General features: G+C 39.7%; 13 protein-coding genes. 9 read left to right on the top strand and 4 right to left on the bottom strand.

Translation table 11 applies throughout. The annotated features are described in order from the left end of the window. Positions 1-331 precede the first annotated feature (331 nt). The 4 genes from IQ274_RS03440 to IQ274_RS03425 all read left to right on the top strand — a co-directional run bounded on the left by IQ274_RS03440 (position 332) and on the right by IQ274_RS03425 (position 6,175). Complete coding sequence (locus tag IQ274_RS03440) at positions 332-2,917, top strand: GAF domain-containing protein (RefSeq protein WP_193867367.1); 2,586 nt, start codon at positions 332-334, stop codon at positions 2,915-2,917. Between the two features lie 270 nt (positions 2,918-3,187). Then, positions 3,188-3,679, top strand: a complete 492-nt coding sequence (locus IQ274_RS03435) for a hypothetical protein (protein WP_193867366.1) — start codon at positions 3,188-3,190, stop codon at positions 3,677-3,679. Between the two features lie 848 nt (positions 3,680-4,527). Beyond that, positions 4,528-4,695, top strand: a complete 168-nt coding sequence (locus tag IQ274_RS03430; protein ID WP_163928709.1) for a hypothetical protein — start codon at positions 4,528-4,530, stop codon at positions 4,693-4,695. A 376-nt stretch (positions 4,696-5,071) separates the two neighbouring features. After that, positions 5,072-6,175, top strand: a complete 1,104-nt coding sequence (locus IQ274_RS03425) for a response regulator (RefSeq protein WP_193867365.1) — start codon at positions 5,072-5,074, stop codon at positions 6,173-6,175. 244 nt (positions 6,176-6,419) lie between these two features. Here the strand turns inward: IQ274_RS03425 and IQ274_RS03420 are convergent, their stop codons facing one another. Continuing rightward, positions 6,420-7,391 carry an SGNH/GDSL hydrolase family protein gene (locus IQ274_RS03420; RefSeq protein WP_193867364.1) on the bottom strand — a complete coding sequence of 324 codons (972 nt, stop codon included), beginning with the start codon at positions 7,389-7,391 and terminating at the stop codon, positions 6,420-6,422. A gap of 357 nt (positions 7,392-7,748) precedes the next feature. Between IQ274_RS03420 and IQ274_RS03415 the strand changes: the two genes are divergently transcribed. The 3 genes from IQ274_RS03415 to IQ274_RS03405 all read left to right on the top strand — a co-directional run bounded on the left by IQ274_RS03415 (position 7,749) and on the right by IQ274_RS03405 (position 10,717). Next, on the top strand, positions 7,749-9,101 hold the full coding sequence (locus tag IQ274_RS03415; RefSeq protein WP_163929269.1) for an OB-fold nucleic acid binding domain-containing protein: 1,353 nt from the start codon (positions 7,749-7,751) through the stop codon (positions 9,099-9,101). A 201-nt stretch (positions 9,102-9,302) separates the two neighbouring features. Continuing rightward, the gene (locus IQ274_RS03410; RefSeq protein ID WP_163929270.1) at positions 9,303-9,899 is read left to right on the top strand and encodes a hypothetical protein; all 597 of its coding nucleotides are present in this window, start codon (positions 9,303-9,305) and stop codon (positions 9,897-9,899) included. Positions 9,900-10,186: 287 nt separating this feature from the next. After that, positions 10,187-10,717, top strand: coding sequence for a hypothetical protein (locus tag IQ274_RS03405; RefSeq protein ID WP_193867363.1), 531 nt, complete (start codon positions 10,187-10,189; stop codon positions 10,715-10,717). Positions 10,718-11,164: 447 nt separating this feature from the next. On the opposite strand, the gene IQ274_RS03400 is transcribed toward IQ274_RS03405, so the two are convergent. Beyond that, the gene (locus IQ274_RS03400; RefSeq protein ID WP_163929272.1) at positions 11,165-12,904 is read right to left on the bottom strand and encodes an ABC transporter permease; all 1,740 of its coding nucleotides are present in this window, start codon (positions 12,902-12,904) and stop codon (positions 11,165-11,167) included. Between the two features lie 85 nt (positions 12,905-12,989). Then, a complete protein-coding gene (locus IQ274_RS03395; RefSeq protein ID WP_163929273.1) occupies positions 12,990-14,315 on the bottom strand; it encodes an AAA-associated domain-containing protein in 1,326 nt (441 codons plus the stop codon). 617 nt (positions 14,316-14,932) lie between these two features. Between IQ274_RS03395 and IQ274_RS03390 the strand changes: the two genes are divergently transcribed. Further along, positions 14,933-15,301 (top strand): pentapeptide repeat-containing protein, encoded by a 369-nt coding sequence (locus IQ274_RS03390; RefSeq protein ID WP_114085344.1) that lies wholly within the window; start codon positions 14,933-14,935, stop codon positions 15,299-15,301. Between the two features lie 367 nt (positions 15,302-15,668). Here the strand turns inward: IQ274_RS03390 and IQ274_RS03385 are convergent, their stop codons facing one another. Further along, the gene (locus tag IQ274_RS03385) at positions 15,669-16,685 is read right to left on the bottom strand and encodes a LysR substrate-binding domain-containing protein (RefSeq protein ID WP_163929274.1); all 1,017 of its coding nucleotides are present in this window, start codon (positions 16,683-16,685) and stop codon (positions 15,669-15,671) included. 207 nt (positions 16,686-16,892) lie between these two features. On the opposite strand from IQ274_RS03385, the gene IQ274_RS03380 reads away from it, so the two are divergent. Beyond that, positions 16,893-17,603, top strand: a complete 711-nt coding sequence (locus tag IQ274_RS03380; protein ID WP_163929275.1) for a cadmium resistance transporter — start codon at positions 16,893-16,895, stop codon at positions 17,601-17,603. Positions 17,604-17,657: the final 54 nt, after the last annotated feature.

The raw sequence follows: 17,657 nt of genomic DNA, 5'->3' as shown, positions 1-17,657 counted from the left end.
CCGCCTTGCGGTACTAGCCCGACTTTGTTTGCGTAGCATCTCGGAGAGAGGTCTGGATCTGCTCACTAAAAGATACGGATAGCATTGTTTCATCGGTTAAATCAGAGGGGTCTGACCCTCTATTTATCATCTGTATCCGTCAGTGGGAAAGGGTTTTGGTCAAATATGGCTGTTAGTAATCAATTTCCACCCTTATTCACAGGATGACGCTAGCTAAACAAGCGATTAAACTATGGATAATATCAAGGCATTGTTGTTTTTAGCACAACTTACATAAATTTCATCTCATTCTTAAATCTAAAATCTCATCCTGCTATATAAAATACCAGTTATGTCAGTGTATCAAGGAAGTTATGGGGAAACCACCGATTTGATTATTGGTGTTCACAACCAAGAAAACCTCGAATTACAAACAAATTCTGCTCCTGTGGGCGCTCTTGCCACAAGGAAAGGAAATTTTTCTACGTTTCTTGCTCCCCTGACTCAAGATACTTTTAAGCAGGTCGTTCAGGATGTCGAGCAAAAATTACAGATTGTTCATCAAACCCTATCAATGCTGGATTCTCAGGGGTTTGAAACTCTTCTGCAAGAAATGTTGCATTCGATTACCTTAAAAACCGGGGAATTACTGGGGGCAGACCGGACAACGATATTTTTATTGGATGAAGAAAAACAAGAACTTTGGTCGATTTTAGCTGAGGGGGAAGGCGATCGCTCTTTAGAAATTCGTATCCCCGCCGATAAAGGAATTGCTGGAGAAGTTGCTACTTTCAAACAAGTTATCAATATTCCTTTTGATTTTTATAACGATCCGCGATCGCATTTTGCCCAAGAACAAGAAAAAAGAACTGGCTATCGCACCTACACCATGCTGGCTTTACCACTGTTAAATGAACATGGACAGTTAGTTGCGGTAGTACAATTACTGAATAAATTAAAATCAGGCAATAATCACGCCGCTCCCCTTGCAGAGCGCGTTGATACCAAAGGTTTTCTCTCTTGTGACGAACAATTATTTCAAGAATTTGCCCCTTCGATTCGCCTAATTTTAGAATCGTCGCGCTCTTTTTATGTCGCCACCCAAAAACAAAGAGCAGTGGCGGCGCTAATGAAGGCCATCAAGTCTCTCTCTCAAAGCAGCCTCGACTTAGAAGACACCCTGAAGCGGGTGATGGATGAAGCCAAGGAACTGATGAATGCCGATCGCAGTACACTATGGTTAATAGACCACGAACGTCATCAATTGTGGACGAAAATCACTCAGGATGATGGTTCAACTAAAGAATTGCGAGTCCCTGTAGGCAAAGGCTTTGCTGGTATAGTAGCGGCTTCTGGCAAGAAACTGAATATTGCCTTTGATTTATACTACGATCCTGATTCTGATACAGCCAAACAACTCGATCAGCAAAATGGCTATCGCACTTGTAGCTTACTTTGTATGCCAGTATTTAACGCCGATCAACAACTGATTGGCGTTACCCAACTCGTAAATAAAAAGAAAACTGGTGATTTTCCCGCTTATAATCCAGCTGATTGGCCCAAAGCTCCCGACTGCTTCCAAGCTAGCTTTGACCGCAACGATGAAGAATTCATGGAAGCTTTTAATATTCAAGCCGGAGTTGCGCTGCAAAATGCCCAGTTGTTTGCCACAGTTAAGCAACAAGAACAAATGCAACGAGATATTCTGCGTAGTCTTTCTAATGGAGTGGTTTCCACTGATAAAACTGGCTTAATTATCGCCGCTAATGAAAGCGCCCAACGGTTGCTAGGACTGGGAGTAGATGAACGTTTAGAAGGTAAATTAGTTAATGATGTCATTGGTATCAAAGAAGGTGACTTTAGCAAGTGGTACCAAGATGCTTTACATGCGGTTGACTTAAAAGGTCGCCAGCAGTATTACCCCGATCGCACACTCTTAACTACTGGTACAGAGCAGCACAGTATTAATTTATCCATTAACACAATTGCCGATGCCAGCGACAACGAGCAAGTCCGGGGGGCGCTGGTGGTGATGGAAGATATCAGTGATGAAAAGCGGCTCAAAAGTACCATGTACCGCTACATGACCCAGGAATTAGCGGAAGAACTGCTGAAATTAGATGATGCTAAACTAGGAGGCGATCGCAAAGAAGTTTCGATTTTATTTTCTGATATTCGCGGCTACACCACTTTAACGGAAAACTTGGAAGCAGAAGAAGTGGTAAGTATGCTCAATGAATATTTTGAATCAATGGTGGAGGCAGTCTTTAAACATAAAGGCACGCTTGACAAATACATCGGCGATGCGATTATGGCTGTGTTTGGTTCTCCTCTCGCATTAGAAGAACACGCTTGGATGGCAGTGCAAACATCCTTAGAAATGCGCGTTCGCCTGCACGAATTTAATCAACGTCGCTATGTAGATGATAAGCCCAGAATTAAAATCGGCATTGGTATCAACTCAGATACTGTGATTAGTGGGAATATTGGCTCTAGTAAACGGATGGAATTTACCGCCATTGGTGATGGCGTTAATCTTGGCTCTCGATTAGAAAGTGTTAGTAAACAGTATGGTTGCGACATTATTATTAGCCATAACACTTTTAAACCATGCCAAGATCATATTTGGGCTAGGGAACTAGATTACATTCGTGTCAAAGGCAGAAATGAGCCAGTAGCCATCTATGAATTACTCGGTTTGCGTTCCAACCCGATTGAAAGCGAAAAATTGCAAGTCATTGAGCATTATCATAAAGGACGCGAGTATTATCTCAAACGCGATTTTAACCGTGCTAGGGCTGAATTTGCCCTAGTTTTAGCAGCAGACAACCAAGATAAAGCTGCTATGTTACATCTTTTACGTTGTCAGCATTGGTTACAATCACCGCCAACAGAGTCAGATTGGGATGAAGGGGTCTGGACATTTCAAGAGAAATAAGTGACTTCGTTCAATTGAACCACTAATTATCATCTTTCTTAAGTTTCCAGTTTTTGGCTGAAAACTCAAGAAAAATTGAGTATTTATTAAAAAAAAATCTATTTAAATTATTTTTTAAAATATCTTAATATTTCTCAATTAAGTTTAAAAAATCTTGGGGTTGGATTAAGAATCAATTAAGATAAGTCGCTTTGTAAAGGTTAATTGATATTTCTTGTCAAATTGCTGGTGAAGTTAGAAACTAAGAAATACAACACACGCAATTATTTTATGACTGCTATTTCTAGCCTTGAATTCAAACGACCAATTTGGCAAACCGCTATAATATTGACTTTGGGCTTTTGGCTCAGTGCTAGTTTAGTTTTAGACTGGGTAATTATGCCTAGCCTTTATCTTTCTGGCATGATGAGTCAAGCTGGTTTTACAACAGCAGGCTATACGATTTTTTGGAACTTCAATCGGATGGAATTATTGTCTGCTGCTGTAGTACTGACAGGAGCATTAGCTTTGGGTAAAACCCAATATCACTGGCGCATTGGCAGTATTATTTTATCTGGACTGCTGCTAACTATAGCTGTGCTTGACACTTATTTCTTAACTCCGCAAATGTGCGCCATAGGAGTTCAGCTAAACCTATTTGAAGCAGCAGCAGCGATTCCATCAACCATGAATTTATTACACGGTAGTTATTGGGTACTGGAAGTAGTTAAGTTGGTGGCTGGTGGCACACTTTTAAGCTGGTACTGGCGCGAGCAAGTTTAAGTAGATGGAGAATTATAACGGTGAGAATATTTACTTATAAATCTCACACCAAAGACGCAAAGGAATTCTTTGCGTCTTTTTGCTACATATACTTTCTGGGTTAATGAATGCAATATTTACGACGGCTACACCTACGCAGGCAATTCTATATCTATATTAGTGACTTTTAAAGCTTGAGATTCTTCGGTTAAATTGCTATTATAAAATGATTCAATTATCTATTAAGTGTAATTAAATAAGCAAGCACAATTATCTTTGACTGTACATTTCTAGCTCTCCCGGATATTAGAGCAAAAAAATACTAAAAGATAATATTAATTAGTTTTCATGGTTACTTTACTGATTTATCATGAAGTTTAGATATTTCTTCTAACTTTTTTTGAAAATTATAGTAATCTAAATTTTAGTGAGTACGTTACTTGTTATCTACCATCTAGCTAGGAAATAGCTATTTTGCAGGTATGTACTACTAATTAAGAATTTCGCTGTAAGTTCTTGAATTTGTCACTTCAATTTGTGCCGGGTGAATATTTTGCCCCCAACATCATTAGAACCCGTTTCCAGTACTTATGAAGAGATTCCCTTCTGCTGGTTTGCTCGCCTGTGCATCTCACTACACACCATTATGGCGACAATTGCCAGCTAACTCATCCTTGGTCGGAGGTTTCCCATTCTTGTTGTGCAATTGGTAGTTTTGCCCAGTCCCAACACTAAGAGTTGCTCTACAAGCTCAAGACCTAAGTAAGACATTGGGCTTTTTGAATGCTTAGTTTTTAATAATACTCTTTCTCTTGATGAAGTTTCCCTCAAGAATAAACTTCTAGCAAAAGTACCAGACAACTTTAGTTATGGCGACCAAAATATTGCTCTTCATTGCTGAATTAATCCATAAAAGCCTTGATAGAAAGGCTTTTTCATCTACAGCACTGGAGATTTTGATTGCTCCAGACTTAACTATGAGGGGCAAAAAAGACTTTTCTAAGAGAACTAAAGTATCTGCAATTTTAGGCTACTAGATACGGATAACAATGATACTTTTGTGACTGATGGGCGAGAGCCAATAGTCTATCTGTTGCACTTGAGTTACTGTTAGATTGGCTAGATTAGCAAAAGATACACAAAACCAATCTAGTTTTTGAAATACTATATCCTGGCAACCAGTCGGGCCATTTTGCTATTGGGCAATAATATGGATTGGTTTAGTTGTAATTCGTGCTTTTTAGCTTAACAGAGATTGGTTAATTAAGAGTTGGGGGGTGTGGAATCTCTGTACTAACTCAAATGTGACCGCTATATTTATCTGATAGTGCTTCCAACAAAGTCGCAGTGAATTCCGAAAAGGTAATTCACTAATTTCGCCTGCAATGTTAATTTTATTCCAGAGCTATCCCAATGAAGACACTTCCGATTAATAGATACAGATTTTTTCAAAAGCTCCAGCCTTTATCTTTGTTGAAAAAAATCACTGGTAAGTCTGTTACTGGTTGTTTGCAGGTGTTTAGCAGATCAGGCTCTTGGTCAATATATGTAGATGAAGGTAAACTAATTTATGCCTGCTACTCAGAGAAAATGTTTGAGCCACTTTACAGAAATTTGCAACGTTTGAGTCAGCAAATTTCGACTCTCCCTCGTGAAATTCACGAACAGTTACGGGCGATATTTGAAACTGGGATTGAAAATCAGGCAATACCGAACCCAGATTATTTGGCTATTTGTTGGTTAGTTAATCAGAAATATATCAGTCCCTTTCAAGCGGCGATGCTGATAGAGCAGTTGGCGCTAGAAGTTCTGGAGTCATTTTTGAACTTAGAAGAGGGGAGTTATGAATTTATTCCTGAAAGCTTTCTAGATGACATGCCAAAGTTTTGCCATCTTAATCTCCGCTTACTGGTTGAACGATGTCAAACGCCCCAAAGCGTTGGCGTAGCCTCTCATAGAGAAGCTGCTGATTGTCAGACTTCGCCAACTTCTCAATCACACCCCTCAGAATTGTTCAAAATCAATGAGCTAAAATCTAAGAACAAAAGTAGATCAAACTCTTTTAGAACAAACGGCTATAGACCACCAGTCTACTCTATTAATACTAATGAACATAGGGGTCAGGGAACTACCGAACCTCCTGTAGACAAAAAAATTTATACCATCTTTTGTATTGATGACAGCCCTACGGTATTGAATACTATTCAAAGTTATTTAGATGAGCAAACCTTTTGTGTTGTGGGAGTTACCGATTCTTTAAAAGCTTTAATGCAGATTGTTCACACAAAACCCGACATCATTTTGTTGGATATTTTGATGCCTAATTTAGACGGATATGAACTCTGCTCTTTGCTGCGTAAACACTCACATTTTAAAAATACACCTGTAATTCTGGTGTCAGAAAAAGTAGGATTTATAGATAGAGCTAAAGCTAAGATGGTCAAAGCATCAGGCTATTTAACTAAACCTTTTACACAAGGAGATTTACTAAAAGTAATCTTTAAACATATTATTTAATTTTCTAATATAATAAATAACTCCACTTAATCAATATATTTTTTTGAGATTTAAGGTTAAGTATTATTTGGATGGCTAGTATTCAAATTGTAGAAGATTGTCTGATTTAATTTAAATTAATAATTATTTCAACTATAAGAGTTACCACTCTATTAAGATAATGAGTACTAAACAAGCTATATAAATTAGTTTTCATGAGTGGAAAATCACTCAATACGAATATTTTCTGGTAGGATTGACGACTTTAGTAGGTCTGAGTAATTGGTATCTGCCTTAGTATTTCTAAAAGTGATCGCTCCAAAACTTCGCTGACAACTTTATTACCTTGCAAATTGAGGTGAATGTGATCGTGATACAAATCTTGCGGGTTGTTCGTTGAATTGAATATCGGTAAAAAGTCTACATAGTTAATTTGCTGGGCTTTAGTAAAATCGCTCAAGCGTTGGCGGGCTTTAATTTCGTAATCGCGGGGGCCTGGTTCAGCAATTTCTCGCAGTAAGGGAGTCATAACTAGTAAAAATTGGCTGTTGCTTTGGCGAGTCAGGGCTTGAATTTTGCCGATCGCTTCCAAATTAATCCCGACGCGATCGCCTGCTTCATTTTGCACCGCTTTCATTTCAGGAATTGGCTTCTGCTTGACGATATAACGTTGCCACACTTCCGCTAATGCTAGGGGAGGTTTACTATCGGGATAGTTGCGATCGCGTCCTACCGGTAAAGAAGTGGGAGGAGTAGCAAACAAATCATCGGTATTAATTAATAACACTACTGCTTGCGCGTTGAAATTGCTAAATTTCTCTAAATAAGCTAACTCGTTCCTTGGCCCCCAAGAGTTAGCTGAAGCATTCAGTACTTCCACTTTCTGATAATTACGATGAGTGGATGATGCTAAAGAACGCATCATGATCGCCGATATTGTATTAGTCTGATCTGTCCACCAACCACCATTCGCAATAGAATCCCCTAACAGTAAAACTCGCAGCGTAGAAGGTGCGGGTGTTTTATTTATCGCACTACCTCGCATAGAATACTCATTAATTTCAATGCGATTACCAAAACGACGGGTACGCTGGTTAGGAGCCAATAAATAGCCAATCTGCTCATCACCAATGTAAATTAGGGGATTACCAAAGCCAAAGAGCGATCGCAGTCCGATCTCGACTATCATAAATAATCCCAGAACTACCGCCAAAATTACGATCAGCGCCACTTTCACCTACCCACACCCTTTAATACTGTGTTGCTTCTCAACGATACTAACTGACGCATTCGGCATTGGAAAGAGGTATAGGGGCAAGGTGTAGAAGGAAAAACTTTCTTTGTTCCCCTGATTTAATCCACTCTTCTAGCACCTGAATTAAGGTGATTAATATGTATTGGAATCTGTTTATAAGCTTTAAAAACAGCAATTACATGGCTATTAACTGTTTACCTAATATGTCTACTTTTGTGTAAGAGTATAGCAGTGTTTTCTAGTGATATAATTTTATATTACCAGTATTACTATGACTACAATTTTTATCATTTTATCAATTAATTAATTTTGCAAATTTTTTTTCGGGGGTAAGGTAGGATGATCAAAATAGCCACACGTAAATATTTAGGCAAACAAAATGTCTATGACATTGGAGTTGAGCGTGACCATAATTTTGCACTCAAAAATGGCTTTATAGCTTCTAATTGTTTCAATAAATCCCATTCGACCGCCTATGCTTATGTAACTTATCAAACAGCATATTTAAAAGCTAATTATCCATTGGAATATATGGCAGCCCTGTTAACGGCTAACAGTGGCGATACCGATAAGGTACAGAGATATATTACTAACTGTACAAACATGGGTATTTCCATAGATCCGCCAGATATTAATCGTTCTGGTGTTGATTTTACGCCGACATTGGGGAAGATTCTGTTTGGCTTTTCGGCGGTGCGTAATGTGGGACAGAATGCGATCGCCTGTATTTTAGAGGCAAGAAATGAGACAGGAGAGTTTAAATCTCTCGCTGATTTTTGCGATCGCGTGGATTTACGTGCTGTTAACCGTCGGACTCTAGAATCGCTGATTTACTGTGGAGCCTTTGACAAAATTGAATCCAACCGCCAACAGTTAATTAATGACTCAGAATTAGTGTATGATTGGGCACAATCTCGCGCCAAAGACAGAGCCAGTGGACAAGGAAATCTCTTTGACTTATTAGGCGATGGATTTTCTTCTACTCAGAATAAAAGAGCAAATAATGCCTTTGAAACTGCTCCTAAATCTAAACCTGTGACAGATTTGCCCCCACAGAAAAAGTTGCAGATGGAGAAAGAATTATTAGGTTTTTATGTATCAGACCATCCACTGAAATCTTTACGGCAAATAGCACCACTTTTAACTCCAATTAACCTTTCGCAATTGGGAGAGCAAAGGGAAGACACAAGGCTTTGTGCAGTTGTGATGTTAAATAACGTCAAAAAAGTGGTGACAAAGAAAGGCGATCAGATGGCCATTTTGCAAATAGAAGACCTAACCACACAATCAGAAGCTGTAGTTTTTCCTAAAACTTATGAACGCATTAGTTCCTTACTTCAAGTTGATACAAGATTGATTATTTGGGGGAAAGTAGACCGACGCGACGAGCAAACTCAATTTATTGTTGAAGATGCAGAGCCAGTGGAAACAGTACAAATGGTAATGGTAGAGTTAAATCCCCAGCAAGCAGGTGATATGGAAAAACTACATCTCTTGAAAACAATTTTGCAAGAGCATTCAGTAGACAAAGAAAAGGCAAAAATGCCAGTTATTGGAATTATCCAAACTGAAAAGTCTCGGAAACTTGTTCGCTTGGGTTGGCAGTTTTCCGTACAAGATTCAAGAATAACCGTCCAAGCTTTGCAAAATGCTAGTTTTCCTGCTCATATCAAATCGCTCACTGGTAGCTAATACCAGAAGTGAAAAATCTACTAATACTCAAAAGCATCTGAAAAATTAGTTTTATGAACTGTCAACAGTAAATTACCTTAAGTATTCAGGGTTAAAAGCGTTTTTTTAGTTACTTATGCGGATGATAATTTCCTTGAGGGAGTGGTATCTTTTTATGCTAATACCCTTAAGGCTGCGACCGGGGGAAGGAGTTAAAACTTGATGAGCGTAAATGAGCTACATAAATTTGTTTCATACTGTAAAAGGATTCAACCCCAAACTCACGAGGACATTCAAAAGTTTTTTGAAGGAGTGATCTTATTTCCTTATGATAAGGAACTTCTACTGCAAGCTTATTTATTTTTGAATATTAAAGAGTTGTTTCCCTCGTGCGCTGAATTGCTGTTATTTGAAAAATCTCCAATTTCAGATTATACAGATTTAGGAAAGTGTGATTTTGTCTACCTAACTTTTAAAGGTAGCCTGTATTTAATTGAAACTAAGTTTATTGATACGGAAGCAACAGGAGCTACAGAAAGAAAAAGAAGAAATAAACACAGAAATAAGGTATTTGAGCAAGTTATTACTTTAAAAGGCCGATTTAGTGAATATTGGAATATGAGGATAGAACAATTAGAGTGTGGGGTTTTCACAACAGATCCAGAAGTTGCTTGGCGAGGAAATGGTGTGAACGTCACATCTAAATCAATATCTATAGATCAGCTCGAAAAATGGCGAAGAAGTTATCACACTAGTGAAAGATTTTTATCTCATCAAGATGCGCCAAAATTTGAGGGAAAGGTTAATTTGAAAAGTTAAGCCTTGACTGAAGAGGCAAGATGTAAAGCAAGAATCCCATAGGATTTTAGCCATGGAAATTTCAAATCGCCTAAGCTAAGTAGTCAGATAGAATTAATTCCCCAATGTCATTGCAAAGAGAAGCGAAGGCTCACAATGACTATAAATATTTCTGTCCGACTACTTATCGATTAAATTTGCCAGATAGTTAAGAGCAATTTCACCTTTGTCAAATCATCAGCAACCATAGCCCGGAAAACGTGTCAGATTACTTGAATAAGTACCAAAAGTCTGACAGGAAGATACTAATGAGAATTTGGGCTGCTACTGCTGTGCTAGCTTCCTCTTGGCTAATATCTGGGGTTATATGTTCTGAGCCAATCAACGCTACTTCTGTTGTGGTAGAAAATGCCATAGCATCCCCTGCGCCAACAAATACAAAACAGATTACTGTTAGCAAAGCTGAGTTTGGGCTGAAGAGAGTTGACTCCAAAGGTAACGTTACCATTTTCCAGACAACAAGAGTGCCACTTCAGCAGGGAAACGCCTACGGGTGGCGGATTAAACTCAAAGACTACCAAGGTGAAGTAAAATGGCGCGAAGTATTGCGTTTACCAAAACCTCCAGAAACTTGGGGTACAGATAGCGGTGAAGACTTCTCAATGTCACCAGACGGGATGACATCTGTGACACGGCGCACACAGTCGGCTCCAGAGGGTGTAATTGAGAATTTTTGGACAATTACTCCTGGCGATCCGGTTGGTAAGCATAGGATAGAAGTCTATATTGATGACCGTTTGATAAGTACTTTCGAGTTTGAAACTATCCCAGTTAAGTAAATGTAAGCTTTTCCACATTTAACTTGCATAAGTGGGGCGCTCATGTTGACCATCCCACAGAGTTTGATTTAATTCGATTATGTGAATTAAGTGTTTTTCAGCTAAAAAGAAGAGGCTTGCTCTGAGAGGATGTTTTAAAAATCCTCTTATCGGTATCAAAAGTTCTAGATCCCTCTAAATCCCCCTTAAAAAGCAATACAGTTCAGTTAAGCATTTCTTTCTTCTCTTTGCGTCCTACCCTGCGGGAAGCCACTTCTCTACGAGACGCTCCGCGAACGTGTCTATGCGTCCTTGGCGGTAGCCTGCGGCAAGCCGCTCCGCGTCTACGTTAAAAAAATTGACTTTGACAAAGAGCTTTAGCCTTAACTGAACCGTATTGCCTTAAAAAGAGGGACTTTGATTCCCGTTCTACCCTAACTCTAGGGCTGAAGCGCTGACTACAAACCTTTAAACCAATAATTGATATTTCTCTTGAGCTAGGTTGTAAAGAGGTCGCCAAACTAAACGATTGGTCAACACTACTAACAGAGACATGATCGCTGTCGAAGCTAATAATAGTGAGAAATTGCCTGTCGCGGTAGCGTGAGAAATCGTTGCCCCTAACCCAGAAGTACTAATTACTCGCCCTTGAAATGTAACGTACTCACTGACGATACTGGCATTCCAAGCGCCACCAACGGCGCTAATAATTCCTGTAATTAGGTAGGGGAAGATTGCAGGTAAAATTAAGGTTCGCCAACGTTGCAAACGTGAGAGTTTATACACCGAAGCTGCTTCGATCAGGTCTGAGGGAATCGACTGTGCCCCAGCAATGACATTAAACAGGATATACCACATTGTCCCTAGCATCATCAGAGCGATCGCACCAATCTGCAAACCGCCAGCGATGCGGGTTAAACCTAGCAGCAGCACCGGAAATAAGGCTGTTGCTGGCACAGAAGCGGCGATTTGTACCAATGGTTGCAATACTTGAGCCAACCGTCGATTGCGACCAATTGCTACTCCCACGGGTACAGTCCACAACAATGATAATATCAAAGCAATTATTACCCGCAACGCCGTTAACATAGCGCCTTTCATCACCTGTTGCCAATCATCCCAGCCTAGAGTCCGTAATAGTAGCACGGCTTCCCAAGTACCCCATAGGACAATTAAGCTGAAGCCACTAACAAATATCCAATTTAAAAAACTCGGCAAGTTGAGGTTGCCTTTGGCATTTATAGGTACTGAACGCACGGGAAACGACCGAATTAAACTGTCGTCTAAGGCTGTTTGTAATGGCTGAAAAACGCGATCGCTAATTGCGCGTAAAGTAGGCGATCGCCTGAAAGTATCCAATATCCACGATTGGGGTGCATTTTCAGTTTCAATCATCTCTAACTTAAATCTCTCTGCCCAAGCAATCAGTGGCCGCCACACAAAAAAATCAGTTGCCACAATGATCGCAATCAGTAACCCCAAGCCCCAAAATATCGCTTTAAAGTCTCCTTTGTTGGCTGCTGTGCCTAAAAAAGAGCCTAATCCTGGTAAACGAAAATCTTTATTCCCTAAAGTAAATGACTCAATGGCAATTAAAAAAAACCAACCTCCAGCCACCGACATTACACTATTCCATACCAAACCAATCACACCAGATGGTAACTCTAGTGTCCAAAAGCGTTGCCAAGGATTAAGCCGATAAACCCTTGATGCTTCTAGTAATTCTCGCGGAATACTTTGAAGAGATTGGTAAAAACTAAAAGTCATATTCCAGGTCATGCCAGTAAAAATTAGCAAAATGGCTGCTAGTTCTACACCAATTCTCTGACCCGGAAACAGGGAAATCAAAGCTAGTACCACACCTGGTAAAAAAGACAATACTGGAATCGATTGCAGAATATCCAACATCGGAATTAAAATCCGTTCTGCCATTCGAGAGCGATAAGCAGTATAAGCATACAAGAGGGTAAAAATTAGGGATAAAAAGTAAGCCAGTCCCATACGAATCAAGGTTTGGGCTGTATATCCTGGCAAAGCATTGATGTTTGTAGAAATTGTGAGTTCAGGTTCAAAAGTACCGGTAAATTTAGAAGCAGTTCTAATAATTGCCACAATGAAAGATAAAATTACCAGAATCAGCAATCCATCTTGCCAAGTCCAATTGCTACGTCCTAGAGTTTTATTAGCAGGAGTAAGAGGTCGAGTCATATAACTAGAGGGTAGGGGCAGATCAGAGGAGAATAACAAATGACAAATGACAAATGACTAATGACAAATGACAAATGACTAATGACTAATGACTAACAACAACTTGCTCTAAAAATATTTGTCCTGATGGCTCATCGTAGCCGTAGATTTCGGCATAACGACCCCAGTCAACGACGGTTTTTAATTGTCGTTCGGCTTCTTCTGGGCTAAAGTGACTTTCTAAGATATCTAAAACCAGTTCTTCTGGAATGCGTTGATTATTTTTCGCTTCGAGAAGACGGTAAATTTGCTGTACCAAGCGAATATTAGCTAAGAGTTGCGATCGCATGATTTGTTTGCGTTCATCAATATCACCATTGATAAATTCCTGACCGACTGGCTTCAAGCTTATATCACCTTCTGCAAGTTCTACAAAATCCATTAATTTTGCAGCTTCTACAATGGGTAAAATATCATCTACTTCTAATTGCAATTCTTGGGCCAGGCGATATAAGTCTTTTTCTTGACGATCTTCTAAAAGTTCCAAAAGACCAGCAATGGAACCAGTTCGCACAGATGGTAAAGACTGATATTTTGCTGGTGGGCTTGCAGGTTCTACAGAGGTAGTCGTTGGTAGCTCAATTTTTTCTAATTCGGGGTTGGTGATAATTGTATAAACCCGATCTACCAAGGCTTGAAAACTTGGATGTTTGCGATCGCGGTAATGGGGTAAAGTCACAGGTAAGTCAGCCCGAATTCTTCCCGGATTGCGTCCGAGAACAATAATTCGATCCGCCATAATTACCGCTTCTTCAATCCCGTGGGTGACAATGAGAATAGCTTGGGTGGGTATGCGACGTTCTAACCATAAATCTAATAATTCAAACCGCAAGTTTTCTGCCGTTAGCACATCTAATGCCGAAAATGGCTCATCCATACATAATAGTTCTGGTTCTACGGCCAAAGCCCTAGCAAATCCAACTCGCTGACGCATTCCCCCAGAAAGTTCTTTAGGATAGGCATTTTCAAACCCATCCAAACCAATAATATCAATCATTCGTAGCGCCTTTTGCCGTCGAGAATCTGGCGCTTCTCCTTTTGCTTTTAAACCTAGTTCCACATTCTCTAGTACAGTTAACCAAGGATAAAGGGCAAAACTTTGAAAAACAATTGCTACCCCAGGATTTAAACCAATTAAGGGACGGTTATGATATACGACTTCACCTTGACTAGGAGGAATTAACCCAGCAACTATCCGCATTAAAGTAGATTTCCCTGAACCGGAAGGCCCTAGCAGTGCAACGATCTCCCCTGGACGTAACTCAAGATTGATATTTTCTAGGATGACAATCTGTTGACCGTTGGGCTGCTGATAAGATTTGCTGACATTTTTTAGGACGATCAGCTGTTCGGTTGCTGTTTTAAATACCATAACTCTTTCTGTAAGAAAATAATTAAATATAATCTCATGTTGAGGTTATTTTACAGTTAAAGCAGACTAAAAATATTTGATTCTGACATTTGAACTGTACTCTAGCCTAACGAATCGTTTGCATAGTCATGAAATTAGCTACAAGATGGCTAAATGACCCGCTAATCCTAACAGGAGTCAGAAATCATAATTTCGAAAGTATTTAATATGATTGCTATATTGATTTTATGAAATTTTATCTTGATTGTTTGATGATTTTGGCTCAGAATTTATTACGATAAATCTATTAATTGCAGCAATATAATAATTGCATACCCAAATATTAAAAGGAAGAAATTACTATAACTGGTTCTATAAAACTCATATTTGATTTCTGAAAACATTCAGTACAACTGAAAGAAGCTTCTTGCTTATTGCCTCTTACCTCCTACGCAAATAATTATGGCTACGCTCCCGTGAGGGATACAGAAATAAAAGCGGATTGCCATATTAGATATGTGCATTTGAGTAAATTGGATGAATTGCAGATATTAAATAAACAACCTCTATTATGGCGGTTACAATAGAAGCACCTTATATATTAGAGATATAAATCTGATGCTTGTTGGGTGGCGATCGTGAATATAGAAGAATTAAAAAGGCGTTTTGCCGCAGGGGAAAGATATTTTCCAGCCGTCAACTTGAGTAGGAACAGGCTGATTGGAGTCTATTTGCCTGGAATAAATCTATGGGGATCTGACTTGAGTGGAGCTAACCTAGCTAAAGCTAAACTCTGGGGAGCAGATTTGAGTAGAGCTAACTTAGCTAAAGCGAATTTGACTAGAGCTAATTTGAGCGGTGTCAAACTGAATGAAGCCAATCTCCGGGGAGCCAAACTTAACTATGCCAAGTTATATGGAGCGAATCTGACTGGCGCTTACTACGATGAAAGCACTCGGTTTTCTAGAGGTTTTGACCCCATTAGTAGAAATATGCGGAAGGTGTGAGTTCCACCAACCTCTCCCTGCTTTGAACTTTCGTTCAAGTCTGTCCCTCTCTGAGTTGGCTACGGTGTACATACAAGTCTTTAAAAGCTTTTGATCTCCCCCACTCCCTTAAAAAAAAGGGGGCAAGAATCTCTCAAAGTCCTCCAATTTATCGGAGGATTTAGGAGGATCTACAACATTTTGGTTTTGTAGAGAGATGTGTGTACACCGTAGCTCCGAGCCGGAGAGGGACAGTTTTGTAAAGCAATTAGCATCTGAATGCTTAAAAACCGCAGAGACGCTGAGAACGCAGAGGGAAAGGAAAGAGGAATAATTCCGATACAAAAGGATTTGATATTACTAGATGAGCAGTGGAAATGATGTTATTTCAAATAAGTGATGTTGATATATGTTGATGTGAGCCATCTGACATAGATGAGATCAACATTTGTTCAAAGACTTTGGAAAGAGCAGTTTGAAAACGCTGACGATGCTTGAGTTTGAAAAAAGGTCGAACTATTTCTGCGTAGGTGTAGCCCGCACTTCGGCTGCGCTCACTGGCCCCCGTAGGCATCGCACCGTTACCGTCTCTATTATCAATGACTCGAATTGCTCGTAGAGTTCCCAGTTGTATTTCTTTTTTTACCATCAACTCAGAAATTCCGATCGCACCAACACCATCTTCGATCGCTGCTTTTGTCATCTCTCCACTGTTGAATACTAAAATTACATCCAGTTCACTGAGATTGATTTCCCAATTTTGTAAGGCTTCCTCAAACCTTTGCTGGGTTCCAGAACCTGGTTCGCGCATCACCCAAGGGGTTTTAGTCAATTGGCTTAAGTCAATTTCTCCCCACTCAAACCAAGGGTGTTTTTGGCCTACTACTATTTGTAAGCGATCGCTGCCCACTATTTCATACTCTAGAGTATTCTGGAGTGCTGGCTTCACATCTCCTTCTACCAAACCTAAATCAAACTGTCCTGTGGCTGTTCCTAGACAAATCTCTTCTGTATTGGCAAGGCTACAGTTAATCTGAATCCCGGGATACCGGCTCTTAAACTCACTAATCTTACTTGGTAGCCAGTAGTTACCAATTGTCAGACTTGATCCTAATTTCAATTCACCCCGTTGCAGATTGTTCAATTCTCGCAATCCCCGTTCAGTCAAGGAAACTTGATCGAGAATTTTCTGCGCTTCCACTTGCAGTAATTTACCCGCCTCAGCAATCTCGATATGGCGACCAATCCGATGGAACAGTTTCACACCATATTCTTGCTCTAAGTTGTGGATTGCTGCACTGACGGCAGGTTGTGTAATATAAAGCTCCTCTGCTGCGCGAGTAAAGTGTAAGTGCTGTGCCACAGCCAGAAAGATTTTTAGCTGCTCAAGCGTCATTCCTGCCATTTATGGTATCCCTACAACTTGGTGTCAAAAATTTAATCACTTTCATTTATCATTTTGACAAACAAAAGCATTTGATTCTATCGTTTAGTTTCACTAAAGTATAAATCAAAGCTTTTTACTTAGTCATTTGCCATTAGTCATTTGTCGTTTGTAAATGGCCAATGATTAATGCCCAATTGCCAAGCATCAAAATAAGGACTTCCAAAAATGAGCGGTTTAGTAACTGCAATTACCACAGGGATCACGGCATTCACTGCCACCAACATCGATGATATTGTGATTCTGACGTTGCTTTTTTCACAAATAAATAAAACGTTCCGCAGTCGTCACATCCTTGCTGGTCAGTATCTCGGCTTTGCTGCATTAATAGTTGCTAGCCTTCCTGGGTTTTTCGGTGGACTAATTATACCGCAGGACTGGATTAGACTACTTGGTTTAATGCCAATAATCATTGGTGTGAGTGGTTTACTAAAACGCGAAGAGGATTCACCAGAGGAAGGTGCAGAAGAAACCGAGCCATCTTGTCCCTCTATAGTTAGGAGCTTTTTCTCTCCCCAAACTTGCAACGTCGCTGCGATCGCCTTTGCCAATGGTAGTGATAATATCAGCGTCTACGTGCCTCTGTTTGCCAATTCGGAATTAGATAGTCTGCTAATTATACTCAGTGTATTCTTTTCGCTAGTGGGCGTATGGTGTTATACCGCTTATAAGTTGACCTACTTGCCTGCGATCGCAAATTTTTTAACTGAAAATGGCAACACTTTTGTACCTTGTATCTTGATTGGTTTGGGCGTGTTTATTGTCACAGAAAACGTAACCTGGACTCTTTTATCTGTAGTTTCTAGTTATATATTCTCATTAATCTTAGGTTTCAATACTCAATCTTCGAGTGAAGAACAAGAAAAGTTAAGTATCTAGAAAGATGTGCATCATGAATTTTCTTACCAAAATGAAATTAAAACTACAAAATAT

Source organism: Nostoc sp. LEGE 12447 (genome assembly GCF_015206985.1).
In the GTDB taxonomy this organism is placed as follows: domain Bacteria; phylum Cyanobacteriota; class Cyanobacteriia; order Cyanobacteriales; family Nostocaceae; genus Nostoc.
Note: the sequence above shows the minus strand (reverse complement) of the source record. Positions and strands in the feature narration are given on the sequence as shown.

What these genes read in the sequence shown, in the direction of transcription:
- IQ274_RS03440 (WP_193867367.1), top strand. Translation starts at nt 332, where the DNA reads ATGTCAGTGTATCAAGGAAGTTATGGGGAAACCACCGATTTGATTATT.
- IQ274_RS03435 (WP_193867366.1), top strand. Translation starts at nt 3,188, where the DNA reads ATGACTGCTATTTCTAGCCTTGAATTCAAACGACCAATTTGGCAAACC.
- IQ274_RS03430 (WP_163928709.1), top strand. Translation starts at nt 4,528, where the DNA reads ATGGCGACCAAAATATTGCTCTTCATTGCTGAATTAATCCATAAAAGC.
- IQ274_RS03425 (WP_193867365.1), top strand. Translation starts at nt 5,072, where the DNA reads ATGAAGACACTTCCGATTAATAGATACAGATTTTTTCAAAAGCTCCAG.
- IQ274_RS03415 (WP_163929269.1), top strand. Translation starts at nt 7,749, where the DNA reads ATGATCAAAATAGCCACACGTAAATATTTAGGCAAACAAAATGTCTAT.
- IQ274_RS03410 (WP_163929270.1), top strand. Translation starts at nt 9,303, where the DNA reads ATGAGCGTAAATGAGCTACATAAATTTGTTTCATACTGTAAAAGGATT.
- IQ274_RS03405 (WP_193867363.1), top strand. Translation starts at nt 10,187, where the DNA reads ATGAGAATTTGGGCTGCTACTGCTGTGCTAGCTTCCTCTTGGCTAATA.
- IQ274_RS03400 (WP_163929272.1), bottom strand. Translation starts at nt 12,904, where the DNA reads ATGACTCGACCTCTTACTCCTGCTAATAAAACTCTAGGACGTAGCAAT.
- IQ274_RS03395 (WP_163929273.1), bottom strand. Translation starts at nt 14,315, where the DNA reads ATGGTATTTAAAACAGCAACCGAACAGCTGATCGTCCTAAAAAATGTC.
- IQ274_RS03385 (WP_163929274.1), bottom strand. Translation starts at nt 16,685, where the DNA reads ATGGCAGGAATGACGCTTGAGCAGCTAAAAATCTTTCTGGCTGTGGCA.
- IQ274_RS03380 (WP_163929275.1), top strand. Translation starts at nt 16,893, where the DNA reads ATGAGCGGTTTAGTAACTGCAATTACCACAGGGATCACGGCATTCACT.